Source organism: Candidatus Macondimonas diazotrophica (genome assembly GCF_004684205.1).
Lineage (GTDB): Bacteria > Pseudomonadota > Gammaproteobacteria > UBA5335 > UBA5335 > Macondimonas > Macondimonas diazotrophica.
Window position 1 is genome coordinate 1 of sequence record NZ_SRIO01000024.1, and the last position, 18,344, is coordinate 18,344.

Consider the following 18,344-nt stretch of genomic DNA (forward strand, 5'->3'; position numbering starts at 1 on the left):
CCAAGCCCGATGATCCATCCAGCCCATTGATTGCGTGCCATGGTGTTCCCCTGAGTGCTTTTGATGGTGAAGCGCCCATGGTCCAGGGTCGTGATGACAGGGCGATGTCACCACTGTTGCACGCACATGCCTTTAGAGTCGCATAATCGATATTCCGGGGACGATAACGGCACGATCACCGCCGATGTGATCCCGAACCCTGAAGATCGCAGCCGATGGCAGCAACTTCACTCCCTGATCTACTTCGGCGCCGGTCTGAAGCCTGCCGAGGCAGCCTTCCTATTCGGCCGAGACGAAGGCACCATCGCCGGCTGGGAAGCTCAGGAACGTGCCCCCGCAGCGGTGTGGCGGGCGTTGCTGGCAATGGCAGGGGACTTGGGCGCCGTGGACGAAGCCTTCAGCGGCTGGACACTGGTTCGAGGCAAGCTATACAGCGCCGATATGGTGGACGGCTGGACGCCCGGAGAGATCCGCGCCTTGCCCTACCTACGGGGGGCAATAGACGCCTACCGTAACGAGCGGGCCAAGCGCCTGGGACGGCCCGGCTTGGAATCCGAAGCGGATTCCAGGCGGACCGATCCCAGAGGCGCCGAGAAAGACCCTGTGAACGAAGGCCGTGGCGCGGGACTTCCGCGGGAGTCTCTGCCGTTAACGCGTAGTTTTGAAGAGTGTTCGGCAGGGGCGATCATGGGTTGTGCCCCGATGAGCGCTGACGGCCCTCGACTCTCGCAGCCTTCGGGATCTCAGCTGCTGGAGTCTCCGGCCCGATCCGTTCCGCTCGAAGACTCGCACGGATCGGCGCCCACCGGTCGGCCTGACGGCCGATCCAAAGGCACTTCACCTACGCTTTCTGCGCTTCGGGCGTCTGGGACTGGCGGCAGGCGCTGCCTTGACAGCAGCAGCCGGGCCGGCAGCACGGGCAATGCTCAGGATCGGTCGGTCATCGCCAATGCGGCGGAGATAGTCTTCCAAGACCACCGCAATGAAGCGGTTCAGGGACAGATCCAGCTCAGCGGCTTGCGAAGCGGCGCGGGCGTGCAAGTCGGGCTCAAGGCGAAGCAAAAAGGCCATGGCGGAACCTCCGAAAGTGATATCACAACGATATCGCCAACAGAGCAGATGATATCACAACGATATCATGCGCCAAAGAGGAAGAAACGCCAACGGAATCAGTCGCTTCCGACAGCATCGGCCGACGAGGCAGCGGCAAAAGCCCAGAAAGGCGGCGCTGATGAAAATCCCCTTGTTGGGGTATATAGTCAAGTCCCAGAAGAAGGCGGAGCGGGCGCCGCGTCGACGCTGTGCGTGTCCGACTGCGGCAGCCCGCGCATCTGCGCACAGATGCCAGAGTCGCATAATCGATATTATGTTAAATAATGAGGGCGATTCCGCCGGATGACTGGCACGGTGCGACCTAGCGCGCCGTGCCAGCTGTGTCGCGCTCAGGCTTCCTGCCGGGCCGGTGTACCCAGGATGGTCATTTGCATTTCTTCCAGGGCGTCTTGCATGTGCTGTCCGATCGTTTCGATGTCAGGTGCCTTGGTCTTGTCCGATGCCAGGCCGAACAACAGGCGGTCGATATAGCTGCTGACCGTGATGTTGATGCCGATGCCGTCCATGACCAGCGACAACGGGTAGAGTCCCAGCAGTTTTGCGCCTTTGTAGTAGCGTGCTTCTTTGAAGATGGGGACGTTTGAAATCAGGACATTGGTCATGGTGCGCGGATTCACTGCGCGAATCCCCCGTAGTCGCTTGACCATCAGCGACAGGATGCGCACTCCCATGAGGCTGTACAGCACGCTCTGGGGAACGCTGCGGATCTGTGCCTTGGCTTTGGCGGTCGATTGCCGGATGGATTCGATCTGTTCCACGGGTGATGCGGTGTCGGTCGCAAGGCTGTAGGCGCAAAAGCAGATCCGGTTGCTTTGGTCCATGTCCTCGTCGGTATGGATCGAGATCGGCATCGTTGCGTAGAGGCTTTTTGCCGGTGATTCACCCTTGCTATCGAGATAGCGTCGCATCGCAGTGCCAACGACGGCACTGATGACATCGTTGATGGTGCTTTGCGTGGCGCGGGCGACTTCGGCAACCAGCGTCAGCGCCAGACTGGTCGTGGCGAAGCTGCGTGTCGGTTCCACCAGGGTGTTGAACCGAGTTACCGGGACGGCGTCCGGCGGCGGGATCAGCATGGTTTCGCCGGATTTGATCTGCCCGCGAATGGTTCCCAGGCCCTTCCAATAAGCGCTCAAGCGTTCCCGGCGGCTCATTCTCGGGAGGTTGGCATCGAAGCGCGCTTTTTGATGATGCTTCTTGCGGCCCATGTCGGGATTGGACCGGTCCGTCGGATCGGGTCGGAGCACTTCTTCGATCACATTTTTCGCCGAGATGCCATCGATGCTGCAGTGATGAACCTTGAACGCCATGGCGAATTCGTTGCGGCGTTCCAGCCCGTCGATGACATGCATCTCCCACATCGGGCGATCGTAGTCGAGCGCCGTGGCGTAGAGATCGGTTGTGTAGTCGCGAAGGGCCTGTTCGGCATTGCTGCCCTGCAGCGTCACGAGCCGGACATGATGCGTCATGTCCATGTCCTTGGCCTCTGTCCAGTGATAACGCCCCAACGTTCTGATCGAGCGATGCAGTTTTTCGTTGTAGTGCGGCAATGGCCAGGGGTTGCGCCGCATGTCTTCGACCAGGTTCTGGACGTAGCTATCCGGAGCATCGGCGGGTTTTTCGAACACCGCGTAGGCAACGATGTGCATTTTCTGATCGGGCCGGTCCATCAACAGGAACATGTTGTCTAGGGCATTGAGTTTCTTCATGGCGCTTCCTCTGCGGGCATGAGTGACGGAGACTCCCTTCGGGCACAATATCAATCAACGCACCAATGCTTGGTCGGTGCTTTATGCATTTTGTGCCATGGATTGTCTCGGTCATGATCAGGCTGAGTGAAGCACTCAGCGTCTGAATGTAGAGACAATGAGGCACAGTTGTATCCATCAACTGTTTTTCGGCAGATCAATTGAAATCTGAGCATGTGCTATTTTCAGCTCCAGACATTGCCATCTTATGGCGGCTTGGCTATGAAGTCGTGCTATTGGAGCATGGTTTCGTCAACGGCGACATCACCGCGCTTGATCCTGCAGTGCGGACGCGAAAGAGACTCGAATTCGACAAGTCTAACGGGTCGATGAAACCGGCTTTCTTTGTCGCCAATGCCCTACATTGAGAAACGCCAGTGCAGACCATGCGCGATGCGGATAGGCATGGTTGAGCGGCGCGCTGAAAGGACGAAATCGCGGCGACAGAACAGCCTCATGTCGTTGATTTGTATTCGGTATTCCCTAAAGTCCTGACAGTAACTGCTTGTTTCGATTATGATTGATGCGCCGGTTGTGTGAATGGTCGTTTTGAGATCATTGGCCAGCACGGCCTCAAGTGCCTGCCGCCAGTCCACGCTTTTCCCGATCCGTTGGCAGGCGTTGGACCAACACCTATTAGGAAACCCGCCCATGTGTGGTATCTGTGGTGAAATCCGGTACGACGGCCAGGCGATTGATGTGGCACGCATCGAGCGCATGAAACAGGCGATGGTGCCGCGCGGCCCCGATGATGGCGGCACATTCGCCGTCGGAAACCGGGCTTTCGGCCACCGGCGGCTGATGATCATGGACCTTTCGGCGCATTCCCAGCAGCCGATGGTGGATGCCGGTCTGGGTCTGGGAGTCGTGTTCAACGGCGCGATCTACAACCACCCGGAGCTGCGCGCCGAACTCGCCGGACTGGGTTACACGTTCTATTCCGAGGGCGATACCGAGGTGGTGCTCAAGGCCTATCACGCCTGGGGTATCGGGTGTCTCCAGCGATTCCAGGGCATGTTCGCCCTGGCGATCTGGGAACGCGACAGCGGACGTACGGTCCTCGCGCGCGACCGTCTGGGGATCAAGCCGCTCTACTATGCCGCCGACGCCTCACGTCTGACCTTTGCCTCTACCCTACCCGCCCTGCTCGCCTCGGGTGGTATCGATACTGCTATCGATCCGGTCGCGCTCAACCACTATCTGAGTTTTCATGCCGTGGTACCGCCGCCGCGCACCATCGTGCACGGTGTGCGCAAGGTCCCGCCGGCCCACTATCTGGTCATCGAAGCAGACGGCCGAATCGAGGCACAGCGTTACTGGTCGCTCGAATTCCGCCACGATATCGAGCGCAGCGAGGCGGAATGGCGCGAAGGACTGCTGGCAGCGCTGCGCACCGCGGTGCGGCGGCGGCTGGTTGCGGCGGTCGATGTCGGCGTATTGCTCTCCGGTGGCGTCGATTCCAGCCTGCTGGTCGGCTTGATCGCCGAAGCCGGTGTAAGCCGGTTCCGCACCTATTCGGTCGGCTTCGAGACCATCGGCGAAGAAGCCGGGGACGAGTTCCATTACTCGGACATCGTGGCGGAAGCCTTTGCCACAGACCATCACCGCATCCGCGTGTCGTCCCGCGAGCTGCTCGCGGAACTGCCGGCCGCGATCCAGGCCATGTCCGAGCCCATGGTCAGCCATGACTGCATCGGGTTCTATTTGCTCTCGCGCGAGGTAGCGCGTACCTGCAAGGCCGTGCAGAGTGGTCAGGGCGCCGATGAGGTATTCGGCGGTTATCACTGGTATCCGCCCATGGTGAGCACAGCGCAGCCCTTCGAGACCTATCGCCAGGCCTTTTTCGATCGGGACTTCGAGGAATACCGGCAGGTCGTTGCCGATCCCTGGATCCAGCGCGATTTCGCCTCCGAGTTCGTTCAGAACGAGTTCGCGCGCGCCGGCGCCGACGATCCGGTCGACAAAGCGCTGCGGCTGGATACGACGGTGATGCTCGTCGATGACCCGGTCAAGCGGGTGGACAACATGACCATGGCCTGGGGGTTGGAGGCACGGGTGCCGTTCCTCGACCACGAACTGGTGGAATATGCGGCCACCATGCCCGCGTCTCTCAAGGTTCGTGGCGAAGGAAAATACCTCCTGAAAGAAGCAGCGCGGTCGGTGATTCCAGCTGCCGTGATCGATCGCCCCAAAGGCTATTTTCCGGTGCCGGCATTGAAGTATCTGCGCGGGGAAGTTCTGGACTACGTTCGCGATGCCTTGCTCAGCGACCGGGCGCGCAACCGGGGGCTGTTCAGGCGCGAGTATGTGGATCTTCTGCTTGGTGATCCCGAAGCGCATATCACGCCGCTGCGGGGATCCAAGCTGTGGCAACTTGGGCTGCTGGAGAACTGGCTTCAGGCTCATGGCATTTGAGGATCGTTCGGTCGACCGCGAGGAGAAGCGTCATGCGTGACCAAGTGTCCTTGTACTGTGGCTGGGGGCGGATCATCTTCGCTCAGACGTTCAAGGATCCAGGCCAGATCGCCACCGAGATGATCAAGGAACGGCCAGGCCAGCGTGATATCGCGGCCTATGTCACCAAGCCGCATGTCGTGCTGTCCTATGCACCGCAACAGCTGTTCCTCGACCCTTCGGACATGCTGCGTCTGGATCTGGCCGACTTCGAGGCCGAGGTGCCCAATGGGGGCATCGAGATCCGCCGCATCGCGCAGGAGGCTGAAGCCGAGGCGATCAACGATCTTTACCTCAAGCGGGACATGGTGCCTTCCGATGCCAATTTCATCTGGCGCCAGCGCGATGCCGAAAAGATCGTCTACCTGGTCGCGGTCGATACGCACAGCGGCCAGGTGCTCGGCACGGTAACCGGCATCGACCACAAGGCCGTCTTCGATGATCCGGACAACGGCGCCAGCCTGTGGTGTCTGGCGGTCGATCCAACCGCACTGCTTCCGGGCGTCGGCCAGGCGCTGGTCTGCGCACTCGCGCAGCATTTCAAGGATGCCGGTCGGACGCACATGGATCTTTCGGTGATTCACAGCAACACCCAGGCCAAGGCGCTCTACGACAAGTTCGGCTTCAAGCCGGTCCAGGTCTTCGCCATCAAGAACAAGAACGCCTATAACGAGACCTTGTTCATCGGACCCGAGCTCGAAGAAGACCTGAATCCCTATGCGCGCATCATCGTCGATGAGGCGCGCAGCCGCGGCATTGCCGTCGACATCCTCGACGGCAAGGAAGGTTATTTCCGGCTTTCCCTGGGGGCCAAGAGCGTGGTGTGCCGCGAATCGTTGAGTGAGCTGACCAGTGCGATCGCCATGAGCCGCTGCCAGGACAAATACGTGACGCATCGCTGGTTGAGTAACGCCAGTCTGCGTACTCCGGCGTTTCAGCTTGCCGGGACGGCGGACGAGAACCGCGCCTTTCTCGAGGAGCACAGCCGAGTTGTGGTCAAGCCGACCATCGGCGAGCAAGGCAAGGGCATTACCGTCGGAGTCGACAACGAAGCCGATCTTGCGGTCGCCATCGAACTGGCGAGCCGCTTCAGCGAGCGTGTCTTGCTGGAGTCTTTCCACCCGGGACAGGATTTGCGGGTGGTTGTGATCAATTTCCGCGTGGTGGCCGCGGCGATTCGCAAGCCGGCCCTGATTCGCGGTGACGGTGTCCATGATGCCCGGACCCTGATCGAAAAACAGAGCCGGCGCCGGGCCGCAGCCACCGGCGGCGAAAGCTCTATTCCGCTTGATACCGAGACTGACCGCCGGCTGGCCGCCAGCGGCTATACGCTGGACTCGGTGATCCCCGAGGGTGAGCAGGTCGAGGTGCGCAAGACCGCCAACCTGCATACCGGCGGAACCATCCATGATGTCACCTCGATCCTGCATCCGCGCCTGGTCGAGGCTTCGGTTCGAGCCGCGCGGCGTCTCGATATCCCCGTCGTCGGCCTGGACCTGATGGTGCGCGCGCCGGATCAGCCGGACTATGTTTTCATCGAGGCCAATGAGCGTGTCGGGCTGGCCAATCACGAACCCCAGCCGACCGCTGAAAGTTTCATCAATCTGCTGTTTCCGCTGTCGGTCAAAATCGCTCGCCGTGATCCGGTCTATGGTCCTGGAGAGGAAGATCCGGCAGGATTCCCGGAAAGTCGCCATCTGCAAAGGACCCCATGATCGACGATAACCGCATCATCACAACCCTCCTCGACCTGCTGGCCATCCCCAGTCCATGCGGATTGACCGACGAGGTGGTGCATTACGTCGGCAAGGTGCTCGCCGAAATCGGTGTCGATTATGAGATGACCCGGCGCGGCACGATTCGCGCCCGGTTACCCGGTCTTTCCGGCGAGCAGGCCCGCGCGGTGGTGACGCACGTCGACACCATCGGCGCCATGGTGCGCTATATCCGCGACGACGGGCGGTTGATGGTGGCTCCCATCGGCCATTGGTCGAGCCGTTTCGCGGAAGGCGCACGTGTCACGTTGTTCAGCGAGTCACGCAGCTTTCGTGGCTGCCTGATCCCGACCGTGGACTGGGGCGTTTCGCGGGATCAGGGCGTGGAGCAGGTGCCGATCGACTGGGACCATATCGAGCTGCGTCTCGAGGAAGCCGTGTTCAACGGCGATCAGGTGCGTCAGCTGGGTATCGAAATCGGCGATTTCATTGCCCTCGAAAGCAACCCCGAGGTGCTCGAAAACGGTTATATCATCGGTCGCAATCTCGATAACAAGGCCGGGATCGCCTCGGTGCTCGAGCTGCTGCGCCATCTGGTGGAAAGCGAGATTCCGGTGACCCATGACACCTATGTCATCTTCACGGTCAACGAAACCACCGGCGGCGGTATGGGCAGCGCCATCCTGCCGGAGGTCTCGGAACTGCTGACGGTGGATTTCGAGTCGGTCAAACCGACCGAAAAAAGCCCGTTCAAACGGGTCACCCTGGCCAGCGGTGATGCCAGCGGTCCCTACGACTACCACCTTACCGAGCATTTGCACCGGTTGGCGATCGAGGGCAACATCCCGCTGCAGCAGAAATACCTGCGCGCCTATCACAGCGATGCGGCGGCAGCGCTGGTCGCCGGGCACGACGTGCGCACGGCCGTGATCGCCTACGCGGGCGATGCGTCGCACAGCGTCGAACGGACGCATATCGAGAGCCTGACCAACGTGGTGCGCATGCTCGAGGCCTACACCACCAGCGAGCCGACCTTCCCGGCCGATGCCGAATTGACGAGCGTCGAGCGTTTTTCCCACCAGATCGACGCCCGTACCCTGCCCCGCCACCGCGCCGAGACGCCCGATCCGGCCACCGTGATTGCGCCGTCTGATGGCACCGAGACCTGAGCCGATGGGCGCGTCCGAGGCGATCGATCCGGATTACCTGCGCCAGCGTTTGCTGGACATGCTGGCGATTCCGAGTCCCACCGGGTTCACCAACGAGCTCTCGCGCTACGTCTGCAGAGAGCTGGCGGCATTGGGCGTCGACTACCAGCTGACCCGTCGCGGCACCATCATCGCCCACATTCCCGGCGAAGATCGCGCGGTGACGCGTGCGGCGGTTAACCACATCGACACCATCGGCGCCGTGGTGAGCGAGCTCAAACCCAACGGCCGGCTGGGGCTGATGCCGGTCGGTACCTGGTCCAGCCGGTTTGCCGAAGGCGGGCGGGTGTCGGTGTTCGCGCGCAACCGGGTCTATCGCGGCCAGGTGCTTCCCCTGCTCGCCTCCGGTCACGCCTTCAATGAACGCATCGATACGCTGCCCGTGGCCTGGAATCAGATCGAGGTGAGACTCAACGAGCCCTGCCGCACCAAGGCCGACCTGGTTGATCTGGGCCTGCGCAGCGGGGATTTCGTGGCCTTCGACGCCGATCCAGAAATCTCCGACAGTGGCTACATCAGTTCCCGCCACCTGGACAACAAAGCCGGCGCCAGCGCCTTGCTTGCCGCACTCAAGGCTATTGGCGAGAGTGGTCGGCGGCCGGCGATCGATTTTCAGGCGATCTTCACCATCACCGAAGAGGTCGGCACCGGTGCCGGTTCATCGCTGTCGAGTGAGGTCGTCGAATTCGTCGGGATCGATATCGGTCCCGTTGCACCAGGCCAAAACGCCCGGGAAACCGGCGTGACGCTGTGCGCGCAGGACACCAGCGGGCCATTCGACTATCACATGCTGCGCAAGCTACGCAGGCTGTGCCGGGAACACGACATCGCCCATCAGATCGACGTGTTCCGCTACTACTACTCCGATGCCAACTCGGCGGTGAAAGCCGGGCATGATGTGCGTGATGCCCTGATCACTTTCGGCACCGATGCCACCCATGGCTATGAGCGCACGCACCTCAGCAGCCTCTCGTCCATCGCCGAGCTGCTGTTCGTCTATGCCTTCAGCCAACCCATCGGCCTGCCCAGGCCCTACAGCGCTGCGCCCGTGCCGGTTGTTTCGTGATTGCGGCGCGAGTTCCACCTGATCCGGTGGAATCGCGCCGCATTCAACGGTGACCAGCGCACCCGGCGATCGATCACGCGGCGCGAATCAGTTCCGAAGCCGCTGACCCGGTCGACGTGTGTTCAGGCGTCCAATGCGAATCCCATTTCCTTTGCCAGATCCAATTGACGGGATTCGTGATATTGAATGATCCGCCAATCATCGCCGCGCTTGACCAAGCCCAAGGTGGCGCGAAGCTCGCCTTCGTATGCCTCCGGAAAAATCGAGGTCAGAAGTGACGTTTGTAGCTTCGTATAGATGAAGGCCGAGTCGCCGATCACGACGATTTTCTTGACGAGCGGCTCCCAGGTGGGAATCTCTTTGAGAAACTCGGTTGCCCGATTCCAATAGGTGGTCAGCGCTTCTCCGCCCACCAGAGGCCCTTCATTTTCCTCTGATTGATACGCCAGATCGTCCGACTGCAAATCGAACAACGACAACATTAGATCGGTATCCAGGGTGCGCCAGGCTTTGCACCAGTTTTGGTAGACGGTATCCACGGCTGCGGTCATGTCGGACATTGAAAAGCTCCTTGCTGATCGATTGGTAAGCTCACTTTTGCGACGCAGGACTCGTGCCAATCCGTGCGTCAGGAAAACCAATTAATATCAATACGTTAGGGAGTTATTGCGCGCTGCAACGCACATTCGCAAACGGCACTGCACTATCGGCAAGCGCCAGGCTGGAAAGATGCCCCCGATCGAAGCAGTCCGATCGGTTGCTTGATTTCCCTTTCCGAGGCGCTCGTGACCGGATCCCGATTCTGTATGGTGCACCGGCTGGTCCCCAGACAGATCCAAGCCTCAATCGGCAGAGAACGCTGGTATGGGGGAACGATTCTCGGGTCTTGATGGTTTGGCGTTGGCCCAGGCTGAGGGATCGTTACGTTCGTCATTCGATCAATCCTTCTTTCCTGAGCGCATTGACCACCGCGCGACGATTCGCAACCCGCCCCATGTAGGTGAGGAGCGGCGAGTCAGCAGCAATCTCGATTCCGAAATGGGTGGTGAAGCCCAGTAAGGCGAACAGATAGGCATCTGCCACGGTGTACGTCTCGCCCATCAGGTAATCACGGTCGCCGAGTTGCCCGCTGAGATAGGCCAATCGCGAAAGGATCGTCTTTTTCGTCTCTTCCTTGTACTGATCCGGAATCTCCGGGTGGTAAAGCGCGCCGAACAACTTATGGATCTCGCTGGACAGATAACTCAAGGTCTCTTGCAGCCGGTAGCGATCCATTGTTCCGGCTTCCGGCACGAGGCCCTTCTCCGGGACCTGATCCCCGAGGTACTGGAGTATCGCCCCGACCTCGGTCAGCACCGTCCCATCTTCCCAGGCCAGGACTGGAACGCATCCCTTGGGATTGATCGCCAAGAAATCGCCACCCGATTCGGTCGTTTTCTGATAAAGATCGACGGCGTTCAGTTCGAACTCGAACCCGCCTTCTTCGAGAATGATATGCGGCGCGAGAGAGCATGCGCCGGGATAGTAGTAGAGCGTTAACATCGATTGACTCCAGATTTTGAGTTACCGGAATACCTCCGATCCCCGGGCCGATACCGGACAACGACTGTCATTGGTGGCAGACGAGACCCGGTACGGTGACCTGAATCATCGTCCCTCAGCTCAGCGGGGGTTGAATATTCGACATCTCCAACCCCATCGCCCCCACCGCGGCCAGTTCGCGTTCTTGATACATGTGCGGCGGCATCACCGTTGCGACCATTGCATCGCGCATCAGGCGTGGGAGCGCATTTTTGTTGTAAAGCGAGTTCGCGCCGCAGGCGCTGGGGAGCGCCCGCACCGCTTCCATCAAGGCGTTGGTGATCGCAAGCTTCGCTTTGGCAAATCCATAGAACGCTTCCGGCGTATTTCCGTAGCGATCGTAGGTCAGCGAAACCTGACGAATAAGCAATCTGGCCTGATCCAGGCGATCGGCCAGCATGCCGATGGTCTGCAAACTCGAGGGATGATAGGCCACCGGTTGGGCGTAACCGCGGGGAACCCGCGATCGCAAATAGTGCTTTGCCCAGTCGATCATGGCGGCCAGGATGCCGAGATAAACCGACGAAAACGTGTGATAGAACTCTGCGCTTGCGTTTTGCAGCAGGCTTTGGAGGTAATCACTTCCCCGGATCAGGGCCTGGTCCTCGGGGACGAAGAGCCCGTCAAAGACGACACTGTTACTGCGGGTTGCCCGGAGGCCGAGGGTGTCCCAGGTATCTTCAACCCGAATCCCGTCCATCTTGGTATCGAGCAGCAGGAACACGCTCTCCGTCGAATCGCTGGAATCCTTCACATGGAACATCACCATTGAATACTGCGATGCTTCGAAGTTGGTCCCGAACTGCTTCCGACCATAGAGCCTGTAGCCGCCATCGACGATCTCAACATAAGAACTCGGGTTCAAGGTGGAATAGATCAAAGCGTTTCCACCCGGCTCGGAAGCCACGGCCGACATCAGGTTATTGGCGGTGAGTTTGCAGAGATGCGCGTATTTGGGCTTGTTGACGGTTTCGAGGCCGGCGCCTCTCATCAGACTCATGGACATCTGATGCATGTTGAACGCCATCGCCGTCCCGGAGCAGCCTTGCCCCAGCTGCTCCATCATCAGGCTGTAGTCGAACATGCCCATCCCAAGACCTCCATAGGCCTTGGGTACAAGCGCACCAAAGAATCCGGCACTCTTGATCGCCGCCCAGTTTTCCGCAGGAACCCGACGCGTCCGGTCCGCCTGATCCGCGCCTTTCCGAAGGACCTGTGCGACTTCGCGTGCCGTGTTCTGAAGCTTTTTTTGCTCGGGACTCAAATCCAGTAGCCCATTGGGTTTCATCGGAGACACCTCCTCCTGCCTGATGAATACGGATCAGGGCGTGACGATCGCTTCCACCGGTATTTCCACCATCAACCCGGGAAGGGCCAGATGCGTGACCCCCATCGCGCTTCCGGTGGGAATCGCATCAGGCAGCAACTCGCGCTTGACATCGAAAATCGTCATCACCTTGTCCGCAAAGGGGATCTCGGCGTCTTCGTCATCCACGACGAACTGCTCGATCTGCACGATATCCCTGGGCGAACCGCCCGCTGCTTCGAGCACGGTCTGGATGTTCAGCCAGGTCTGGCGAACCTGGGCTTCATCGGTTGGCAGCACCTCGAAATCATCCATGGCCTTCCCCCACTTCACGCCTACTTGTCCGGAAATGAAGATGTGATTCCCCACACGCTTGGCGTCGCAGCCGTTGATGGCTTTGCAAAACTCGCCGCTTCCCGGCACGTGGATGTTTTCTGCGCCCATTCGATTCGTCCTTCTGCAAACCGCGCCAGTGAGATATTGATCGCTTAATAATCTGCTATTCAAAAAAAGCTACGGCAGGAAAGTCGTCCCTTCCCCGAACGGGCTGCCCCACATCACGTTGCGCGGGCTTTTGAACGATGGAATGACATGGGCACCAATCAGGTCGAGTGCCTCCATGATCTGTCGGTGAGTCATATCGCCATCAACGCGCAGGATCACTTCGTCATAGCCGAGGCTTTCGAGGCGGGCGATTTGCTCCACGAAGTACTCGGGCGTGCCACACAGCACCCCGGGCGTGTGCTCCAGAAGCTGGTCGATATCGTCCAACATGCTCGCAATGGTTCCGGATTCAGCCATATAGGCGTAATCCGGAGAGGTTTTGGCGAGATTCTCGTACACTTGGATCACCACTCGAAGAAACTCGATGACGGTTGGCCCGCCCTCTTTAAGGGCCTTTTCCCGGGTCTTGGCGCAATAGGCGGGCAGCACCAGGAACGAAAGCGTATCGTTGACACACTTGCCGACCTGCGCCGTGGGTGCCTTGATGGCTTCCTTATAAAGCTTCGCGGCATCCTCCACGCGTCCCCAGCCGAGGTAGTTGTCGAATCCCATGCAGCCGATTCCTTTCTCACCGGCGATTTGGTGCATTTCCATGCTCGACGCGGCGACGGATAACGGTGGGTGGGGCTCCTGTAGCGGCTTGGGGGTCAGGTACGTTGGCGGAATAGTCCAGTACTTTCCTTTGTGCTCTGTCCACTCTTCGGAAAGTGCCGTGGCGATGATATCGAGCGATTCGTTCCATTGAGCCCGGGTTTCGGTCGGATCGATGCCGAATGCATTCAGCGCGATGATGGAGTTGGATCGCCCGGTGCCGAGCTCGGCCCGGCCATCGGAGATCAGATCCAGCGTCGTCAGTTGCTCGGCAATGCGCAAGGGGTGGTTGAATTTCAGCAGCAGACGAATCATGTGCCGCAGTCGGATCCGGCTGGTCTTGGCTGCCACGGCGGCGTACATCACTTCGGTGGCGGACATGCCGATATTGCCCATGAAGTGCTGCTCTGAGGCTCCCCAGAAGTCGAACCCGGCTTCCTCTGCGAAAACGGCTTCATCGATCATCTGCTTGTAGCGACGGTGTTGCGTCAGGCCATGCGGGACGTTTGCTTCAACAATAAAGCCGAACTTCATGAGTCTTCTCTCCTGGAGCAGATCAGCGGCGGTCGACACTCCCGCACGAACAGTCAGCACACCGTGCGGTCTATGGGGTGGCCAGCTTCAAGGGGTGCTGGATGTCCATCGGATTCAGGCCCATTTCACCCGTGGCGACGAACTCGCGCTCGAAGTACATATGCGGTGGCATGACGGTGCCCACGAACGCATCGCGAATCATCCGCGGGAGCGGATTTTTGTTGTAAAGCGAGTTCGCGCCACATGCACTCGGCAATCGGGTCGCCGCTTCCATCAGCGCGTTACTGACCGCCAACTTGGCTTTGGAGAACCCGAAGAACGCCTCCGGTACATTGCCGTACGTGTCATAGGTCATGGAGACCTGACGGGTAATCAACCGGGCTTGATCCACCCGATCGACCAATGCGCCGATCGACTGCAGGCTTGACGGGTGATAGGCCATCGATTGGGTATAGCCGCGGGGTACGCGCTGTTTGAGATAGTCCTGCGCGAAGTTCACCAATCCAACCAGCAAGCCGAGATAGACCAGGGAAAAGGTGTGGTAAAAGTTGGCGCTGGCCTCTTCGAAGACCCGCTGGAACATGTTGTTGCCCTGCATCAGGACCCGTTCTTCGGATACGAACGCACCGTCGAACGACACGCTGTTGCTGCGGGTCGCCCGCATGCCGAGTGTGTCCCAGGTATCCTCGACCGTGATGCCGTCTTGATCTGGTTCGACAATCACGAAAATGGCCGCCGTTGGATCCGGGTTGTCCTTGATCTGGAACATCACCATGGCATATTCCGCGGACTCGAAATTCGTCGCGAATTGCTTCTTGCCGTACATGCGATATCCACCGTCGACTTTCTCGACGTATGAGCTCGGGGAAATTGAACTCAACAGCAAGGAAGAACCACCCGGTTCGGAGGCTGCGCCGCACATCAGATGGTCCCGGGTCAGCTCGCACAGCATCTTGTAGCGATCACCGGAAAGCCCCAATCCTGCCATCAGCCCCATGGGCATCTGGTGCATGTTGAACGCCATCGCGGTGCCGCCGCAGCCTTGCCCGAGCTCTTCGAGGATGAGTCCGTACTCGAACATACCCAAGCCCATCCCGCCGTATTCCTTCGGCACCAGCGCTCCGTAAAACCCGGCTTCCTTCAACAGCGCCCAGTTCTCCACCGGAACCCTTCGGTTGCGGTCGGCTTCCGCCGCCCGCTTGGCAAACTCAATGGAGATCTCCTTGGCTTTGGCCTGGAGAGCCCGCTGATCGTCTGTGAGATCCAATAACCCGGTTGCAGCCATTTTTTTTCCTCTTCAATACGCTTCATGGAAAGGCGTCGCGACCTTAACGAATGGCGACGACCTGTATTTCAACCAACAGTCCCGGCAACGCCAGATCGGTGACGCCGATCGTTGTTCCGGTGGGAATCGCTTCGGGAAGAACTTCAGACTTGATTTCGAAGATCTTGACTGATTTGGCGCTGAAGGTGCCTTCGGAATCGTCCGTGTGAACGATCATCATGAGAACTTGAACAATGTGCTCGGCACGGTATCCCGCGGCGTCGAGCGCCACTTTGATGTTTTCCCAGGTCTTGCGTGTTTGTGCTTCGAACGTGGGAAGCAATCTCACATTGTCGGTCCAATCCACCCCGCCCTGGCCGGAAATGAACAGATACTCACCGACTTCTGTGGCATCGCACGCCCCGATCTGCGCGCAAAAATCACCACTGCCCGGAAGGAAAATATCGCGTTTCTGCATATTCCGCCGCTCCTTATCAATCGATTGATTAACGACCAGCAGATTACATGCCACATGCCTTTTCAACGCATGGGGTCGGACAACAACTCGTTGTTTTGATGTGGTGTTTGTTCGAAATGGCGGTGTGGGGCATCGGCGCGCGGATTGCACCATCCGCCAGAAGGACAAGAAACGATGCACCGAGACGCGCCACAAGCGCGGTCCATATGCACCGCCATGGCCCAAGGCGATGAGGGGTCGGGTGATGGTCAGATCGTGGCTGCGACCGGGCTCATCGGTGTCGTCCGGCGCCCGGGGACACGAATGGCCAATCCACGGTCACCGACGAGGGTTCGGGCGTCGTCGGACACGGCTCGCCGGGGTATCGCACCCCCGATGGGATGGTGGGGTCACAGGGGCCGCTGCCATGCCGAAGATCCAGCGCTGCAACGGTCGCCTCCCCCTTTCGCCGATGGCGTGTCGGGATAGCCCGGCGATCCGCTCGCAGCGCGTTTTCGGGTGGCCATCGGAATCGCAGCGGTCGAGTAAAAAGACGGCGCCTCACCGCACATCCGCCGGCCGCATCGATGATGCCAGCCGCGAATGTGGTGGCCGAGCCCGACAGCGCGGGTCAGATCGACGTATTCCGCCCTGGCGATTTCGATGCCCATCCATCGAGCTTGCTCCAGCCGCATGGCGCGGCGCCCGTGCCGGTTGTCTCGTGAATGCGGCGCGAGTCCACCGGGTCAGGTGGCACTCGCGCCGCATTCAAACGCAATCTGTCGACGCGGCAAGTCGTCGCCAGCCGCGGTTCAGCTCTACTGGAAGGCTTTGGCGATGCGCTCCCCAACGTCCGCATCGATCTTGCGCCAGTAGTCGAAGGCCCGCTCGAGCACCGGGGCCGAAACCCCTTTCTTCAGATGTCCGACCACGTTCGAGACCAGCCGGTCGCGCTGGGCATCGTCCATCACCTTGCGCACCAGGTCACCGGCTTGCCTGAAATCGTCGTCATCTCGACGCAGCGTATAGGCGGCGCGGACAAAGTCGCCGCTGGCCGGCCAGGTGGCGACCTCGGGATTGAGGCTGGGATCAGCTGCGGGACCGCCCTTGGAGTTGGGCGCATAGACCGGATCGGACACGTTTTCGATCCGCATCGCGCCGTCCTTGCTATAGCTGTGGACCGGGACCTTGGGCTTGTTGACCGGGATCTGCTTGTAGTTCACCCCAAGCCGTGCGCGGTGGGCATCGGCATAGGAAAAGACCCGGGCCAGCAGCATCTTGTCCGGACTCAGGCCGACGCCGGGCACCAGATTGTTCGGCTCGAAGGCGGCCTGTTCGATTTCGGTGTGATTGTCGGTCGGGTTGCGATTGAGCGTCAGCTTGCCGACTGGAATCAACGGATAGTCGCCATGCGGCCAGACCTTGGTCAGATCGAAGGGGTTGAACCGGTAGGTCTCGGCCTCGGCGAACGGCATGATCTGCACCTGCAGGCTCCAGCTCGGGTAGTCGCCCTGGTCGATGGCCTGGTACAGGTCGCGCATGTGGTAGTCCGAGTCGGCGCCAGCCAGCTGCTCCGCCTCATCCTGGGTCAGGCAGTCGATGCCCTGATCGGTCTTGAAGTGGTATTTGACCCAGAATTTCTCGCCAGCAGCGTTCACCCACATGTAGGTGTGGCTGGAATAGCCATTCATGTGCCGCCAATTCCTGGGAATCCCCCGGTCGCCCATGAGCCAGGTGACCTGGTGGGCTGATTCCGGCGACAGCGTCCAGAAATCCCACTGCATGTCATGATCACGCAGGTTGTTATCGGCTCGGCGTTTCTGCGACCGAATGAATTGCTGGAACTTCAAAGGATCGCGCACGAAGAACACAGGGGTGTTGTTGCCCACCATGTCATAGTTGCCGTCGCGGGTGTAGAACTTCAGCGCAAAACCACGCGGGTCACGCCAGGTGTCGGGGCTGCCGCGTTCGCCGGCAACTGTGGAGAAGCGGGCCAGGACGTCGGTTTGGGTGCCCGGCTGGAACACCGCCGCCTTGGTGTAGCGGCTCACATCATGAGTCACTTCGAACGCCCCGAATGCGCCGCTGCCCTTGGCATGCGGCTGGCGTTCGGGAATGCGTTCCCGGTTGAAGTTCGCCATCTGTTCGATCAGATAGTGATCATGAAGCACAATGGGGCCATTGGGCCCGACCGTCAGCGAATGCTCATCGCTGGGAACGGGAATTCCGGCATCGGTCGTCGTCGGCTTGCGGTCGTCATCTCGCATGCTGCCCCCTATGGCGTTGCGGTGGATTTGGCCTTGCCTCTATCGACCATGGCCGGAGACGTCAGTTCCGCCGCCGGTCCGGGGACGCTCGCCGGATCGGAGGCCCTTGTTGCGGGCGGATTGCCCACCCGCCGATCACCAACCATTCCTCACCTGCCGTCCGGGAAATTTCGCTTCATGGATCGACGTCTACCGCCTGCCGCCACCGCTGAATCGCTGCTTCAGGAGGTCTATGGCTATGCCGCCTTTCGTGGCCAGCAGCGGGCGATCATCGACACCGTCGCCGGCGGGCGCGATGCCTTCGTGCTCATGCCGACCGGCGGCGGCAAGTCGCTGTGCTACCAGATCCCGGCCCTGCTGCGCCGGGGCGTGGGCGTGGTGGTCTCGCCGCTGATTGCGCTGATGGCCGATCAGGTCGCCGCGCTGCGTCAGCTCGGCATCGCCGCCGCCTACCTCAACTCGACCCTGTCGCCCGAAGAACAGGCAGCGACCGAGACCGCCCTGCTCAATGGCGAGCTGAGTTTGGTCTACATCGC

Annotated in this window: 17 protein-coding genes; 7 read left to right on the plus strand and 10 right to left on the minus strand. The window is 60.1% G+C overall.

The features are described from left to right. The first annotated feature begins 126 nt into the window (after positions 1–126). Positions 127–1,377 carry a hypothetical protein gene (locus tag E4680_RS14500; protein WP_240696199.1) on the plus strand — a complete coding sequence of 417 codons (1,251 nt, stop codon included), beginning with the start codon at positions 127–129 and terminating at the stop codon, positions 1,375–1,377. Positions 1,378–1,442: 65 nt separating this feature from the next. On the opposite strand, the gene E4680_RS12580 is transcribed toward E4680_RS14500, so the two are convergent. Continuing rightward, complete coding sequence (locus E4680_RS12580) at positions 1,443–2,822, minus strand: wax ester/triacylglycerol synthase family O-acyltransferase (RefSeq protein ID WP_135282771.1); 1,380 nt, start codon at positions 2,820–2,822, stop codon at positions 1,443–1,445. A 200-nt stretch (positions 2,823–3,022) separates the two neighbouring features. Here E4680_RS12580 and E4680_RS12585 point away from each other — a divergent pair, with 200 nt between their 5' ends. The 5 genes from E4680_RS12585 (at position 3,023) to E4680_RS12605 (ending at position 9,304) form a co-directional block, all read left to right on the plus strand. Then, a complete protein-coding gene (locus E4680_RS12585; RefSeq protein ID WP_135282772.1) occupies positions 3,023–3,229 on the plus strand; it encodes a hypothetical protein in 207 nt (68 codons plus the stop codon). 283 nt (positions 3,230–3,512) lie between these two features. Next, the gene (locus E4680_RS12590) at positions 3,513–5,276 is read left to right on the plus strand and encodes an N-acetylglutaminylglutamine amidotransferase (RefSeq protein ID WP_135282773.1); all 1,764 of its coding nucleotides are present in this window, start codon (positions 3,513–3,515) and stop codon (positions 5,274–5,276) included. A 32-nt stretch (positions 5,277–5,308) separates the two neighbouring features. Then, complete coding sequence (gene ngg / locus E4680_RS12595; protein ID WP_135282774.1) at positions 5,309–7,030, plus strand: N-acetylglutaminylglutamine synthetase; 1,722 nt, start codon at positions 5,309–5,311, stop codon at positions 7,028–7,030. Next, positions 7,027–8,199, plus strand: coding sequence for an osmoprotectant NAGGN system M42 family peptidase (locus E4680_RS12600; RefSeq protein ID WP_135282775.1), 1,173 nt, complete (start codon positions 7,027–7,029; stop codon positions 8,197–8,199). Before ngg ends, E4680_RS12600 begins: the two co-directional genes overlap by 4 nt. A gap of 4 nt (positions 8,200–8,203) precedes the next feature. After that, positions 8,204–9,304, plus strand: a complete 1,101-nt coding sequence (locus tag E4680_RS12605; protein WP_205688932.1) for an osmoprotectant NAGGN system M42 family peptidase — start codon at positions 8,204–8,206, stop codon at positions 9,302–9,304. 122 nt (positions 9,305–9,426) lie between these two features. Here the strand turns inward: E4680_RS12605 and E4680_RS12610 are convergent, their stop codons facing one another. The 9 genes from E4680_RS12610 to E4680_RS12650 form a co-directional block, all read right to left on the minus strand. Further along, positions 9,427–9,864 carry a nuclear transport factor 2 family protein gene (locus tag E4680_RS12610; RefSeq protein WP_135282777.1) on the minus strand — a complete coding sequence of 146 codons (438 nt, stop codon included), beginning with the start codon at positions 9,862–9,864 and terminating at the stop codon, positions 9,427–9,429. Positions 9,865–10,234: 370 nt separating this feature from the next. After that, positions 10,235–10,846, minus strand: a complete 612-nt coding sequence (gene gstA / locus E4680_RS12615; RefSeq protein ID WP_135282778.1) for a glutathione transferase GstA — start codon at positions 10,844–10,846, stop codon at positions 10,235–10,237. Positions 10,847–10,961: 115 nt separating this feature from the next. Further along, complete coding sequence (locus E4680_RS12620; protein ID WP_135282779.1) at positions 10,962–12,173, minus strand: acyl-CoA dehydrogenase family protein; 1,212 nt, start codon at positions 12,171–12,173, stop codon at positions 10,962–10,964. A gap of 33 nt (positions 12,174–12,206) precedes the next feature. Further along, positions 12,207–12,635, minus strand: coding sequence for a Rid family hydrolase (locus E4680_RS12625; RefSeq protein WP_135282780.1), 429 nt, complete (start codon positions 12,633–12,635; stop codon positions 12,207–12,209). A 69-nt stretch (positions 12,636–12,704) separates the two neighbouring features. Beyond that, positions 12,705–13,859, minus strand: a complete 1,155-nt coding sequence (locus tag E4680_RS12630) for an LLM class flavin-dependent oxidoreductase (RefSeq protein ID WP_135282781.1) — start codon at positions 13,857–13,859, stop codon at positions 12,705–12,707. A gap of 31 nt (positions 13,860–13,890) precedes the next feature. Beyond that, positions 13,891–15,105: an acyl-CoA dehydrogenase family protein gene (locus E4680_RS12635; RefSeq protein ID WP_135282782.1), complete on the minus strand. Its 1,215-nt coding sequence runs from the start codon at positions 15,103–15,105 to the stop codon at positions 13,891–13,893. Positions 15,106–15,148: 43 nt separating this feature from the next. Continuing rightward, positions 15,149–15,562 (minus strand): Rid family hydrolase, encoded by a 414-nt coding sequence (locus E4680_RS12640; RefSeq protein WP_167792505.1) that lies wholly within the window; start codon positions 15,560–15,562, stop codon positions 15,149–15,151. Positions 15,563–15,951: 389 nt separating this feature from the next. Next, a complete protein-coding gene (locus E4680_RS12645) occupies positions 15,952–16,212 on the minus strand; it encodes a hypothetical protein (RefSeq protein ID WP_135282784.1) in 261 nt (86 codons plus the stop codon). A gap of 147 nt (positions 16,213–16,359) precedes the next feature. Beyond that, on the minus strand, positions 16,360–17,808 hold the full coding sequence (locus tag E4680_RS12650) for a catalase (protein WP_135282785.1): 1,449 nt from the start codon (positions 17,806–17,808) through the stop codon (positions 16,360–16,362). Between the two features lie 177 nt (positions 17,809–17,985). Between E4680_RS12650 and E4680_RS12655 the strand changes: the two genes are divergently transcribed. After that, a partial coding sequence (locus E4680_RS12655; protein WP_135282786.1) for a DEAD/DEAH box helicase occupies positions 17,986–18,344 on the plus strand: 359 nt, incomplete at its 3' end.

Excerpts from the sequence above, each read along its gene's own strand:
- E4680_RS12610 (WP_135282777.1), bottom strand. The coding sequence starts at position 9,864 with ATGTCCGACATGACCGCAGCCGTGGATACCGTCTACCAAAACTGGTGC.
- E4680_RS12600 (WP_135282775.1), top strand. The coding sequence starts at position 7,027 with ATGATCGACGATAACCGCATCATCACAACCCTCCTCGACCTGCTGGCC.
- E4680_RS12650 (WP_135282785.1), bottom strand. The coding sequence starts at position 17,808 with ATGCGAGATGACGACCGCAAGCCGACGACGACCGATGCCGGAATTCCC.
- E4680_RS14500 (WP_240696199.1), top strand. The coding sequence starts at position 127 with ATGCCTTTAGAGTCGCATAATCGATATTCCGGGGACGATAACGGCACG.
- E4680_RS12605 (WP_205688932.1), top strand. The coding sequence starts at position 8,204 with ATGGGCGCGTCCGAGGCGATCGATCCGGATTACCTGCGCCAGCGTTTG.
- gstA (WP_135282778.1), bottom strand. The coding sequence starts at position 10,846 with ATGTTAACGCTCTACTACTATCCCGGCGCATGCTCTCTCGCGCCGCAT.
- E4680_RS12625 (WP_135282780.1), bottom strand. The coding sequence starts at position 12,635 with ATGGGCGCAGAAAACATCCACGTGCCGGGAAGCGGCGAGTTTTGCAAA.
- E4680_RS12590 (WP_135282773.1), top strand. The coding sequence starts at position 3,513 with ATGTGTGGTATCTGTGGTGAAATCCGGTACGACGGCCAGGCGATTGAT.
- E4680_RS12635 (WP_135282782.1), bottom strand. The coding sequence starts at position 15,105 with ATGGCTGCAACCGGGTTATTGGATCTCACAGACGATCAGCGGGCTCTC.
- E4680_RS12645 (WP_135282784.1), bottom strand. The coding sequence starts at position 16,212 with ATGGGCATCGAAATCGCCAGGGCGGAATACGTCGATCTGACCCGCGCT.
- E4680_RS12640 (WP_167792505.1), bottom strand. The coding sequence starts at position 15,562 with ATGCAGAAACGCGATATTTTCCTTCCGGGCAGTGGTGATTTTTGCGCG.
- E4680_RS12580 (WP_135282771.1), bottom strand. The coding sequence starts at position 2,822 with ATGAAGAAACTCAATGCCCTAGACAACATGTTCCTGTTGATGGACCGG.
- E4680_RS12620 (WP_135282779.1), bottom strand. The coding sequence starts at position 12,173 with ATGAAACCCAATGGGCTACTGGATTTGAGTCCCGAGCAAAAAAAGCTT.
- ngg (WP_135282774.1), top strand. The coding sequence starts at position 5,309 with ATGCGTGACCAAGTGTCCTTGTACTGTGGCTGGGGGCGGATCATCTTC.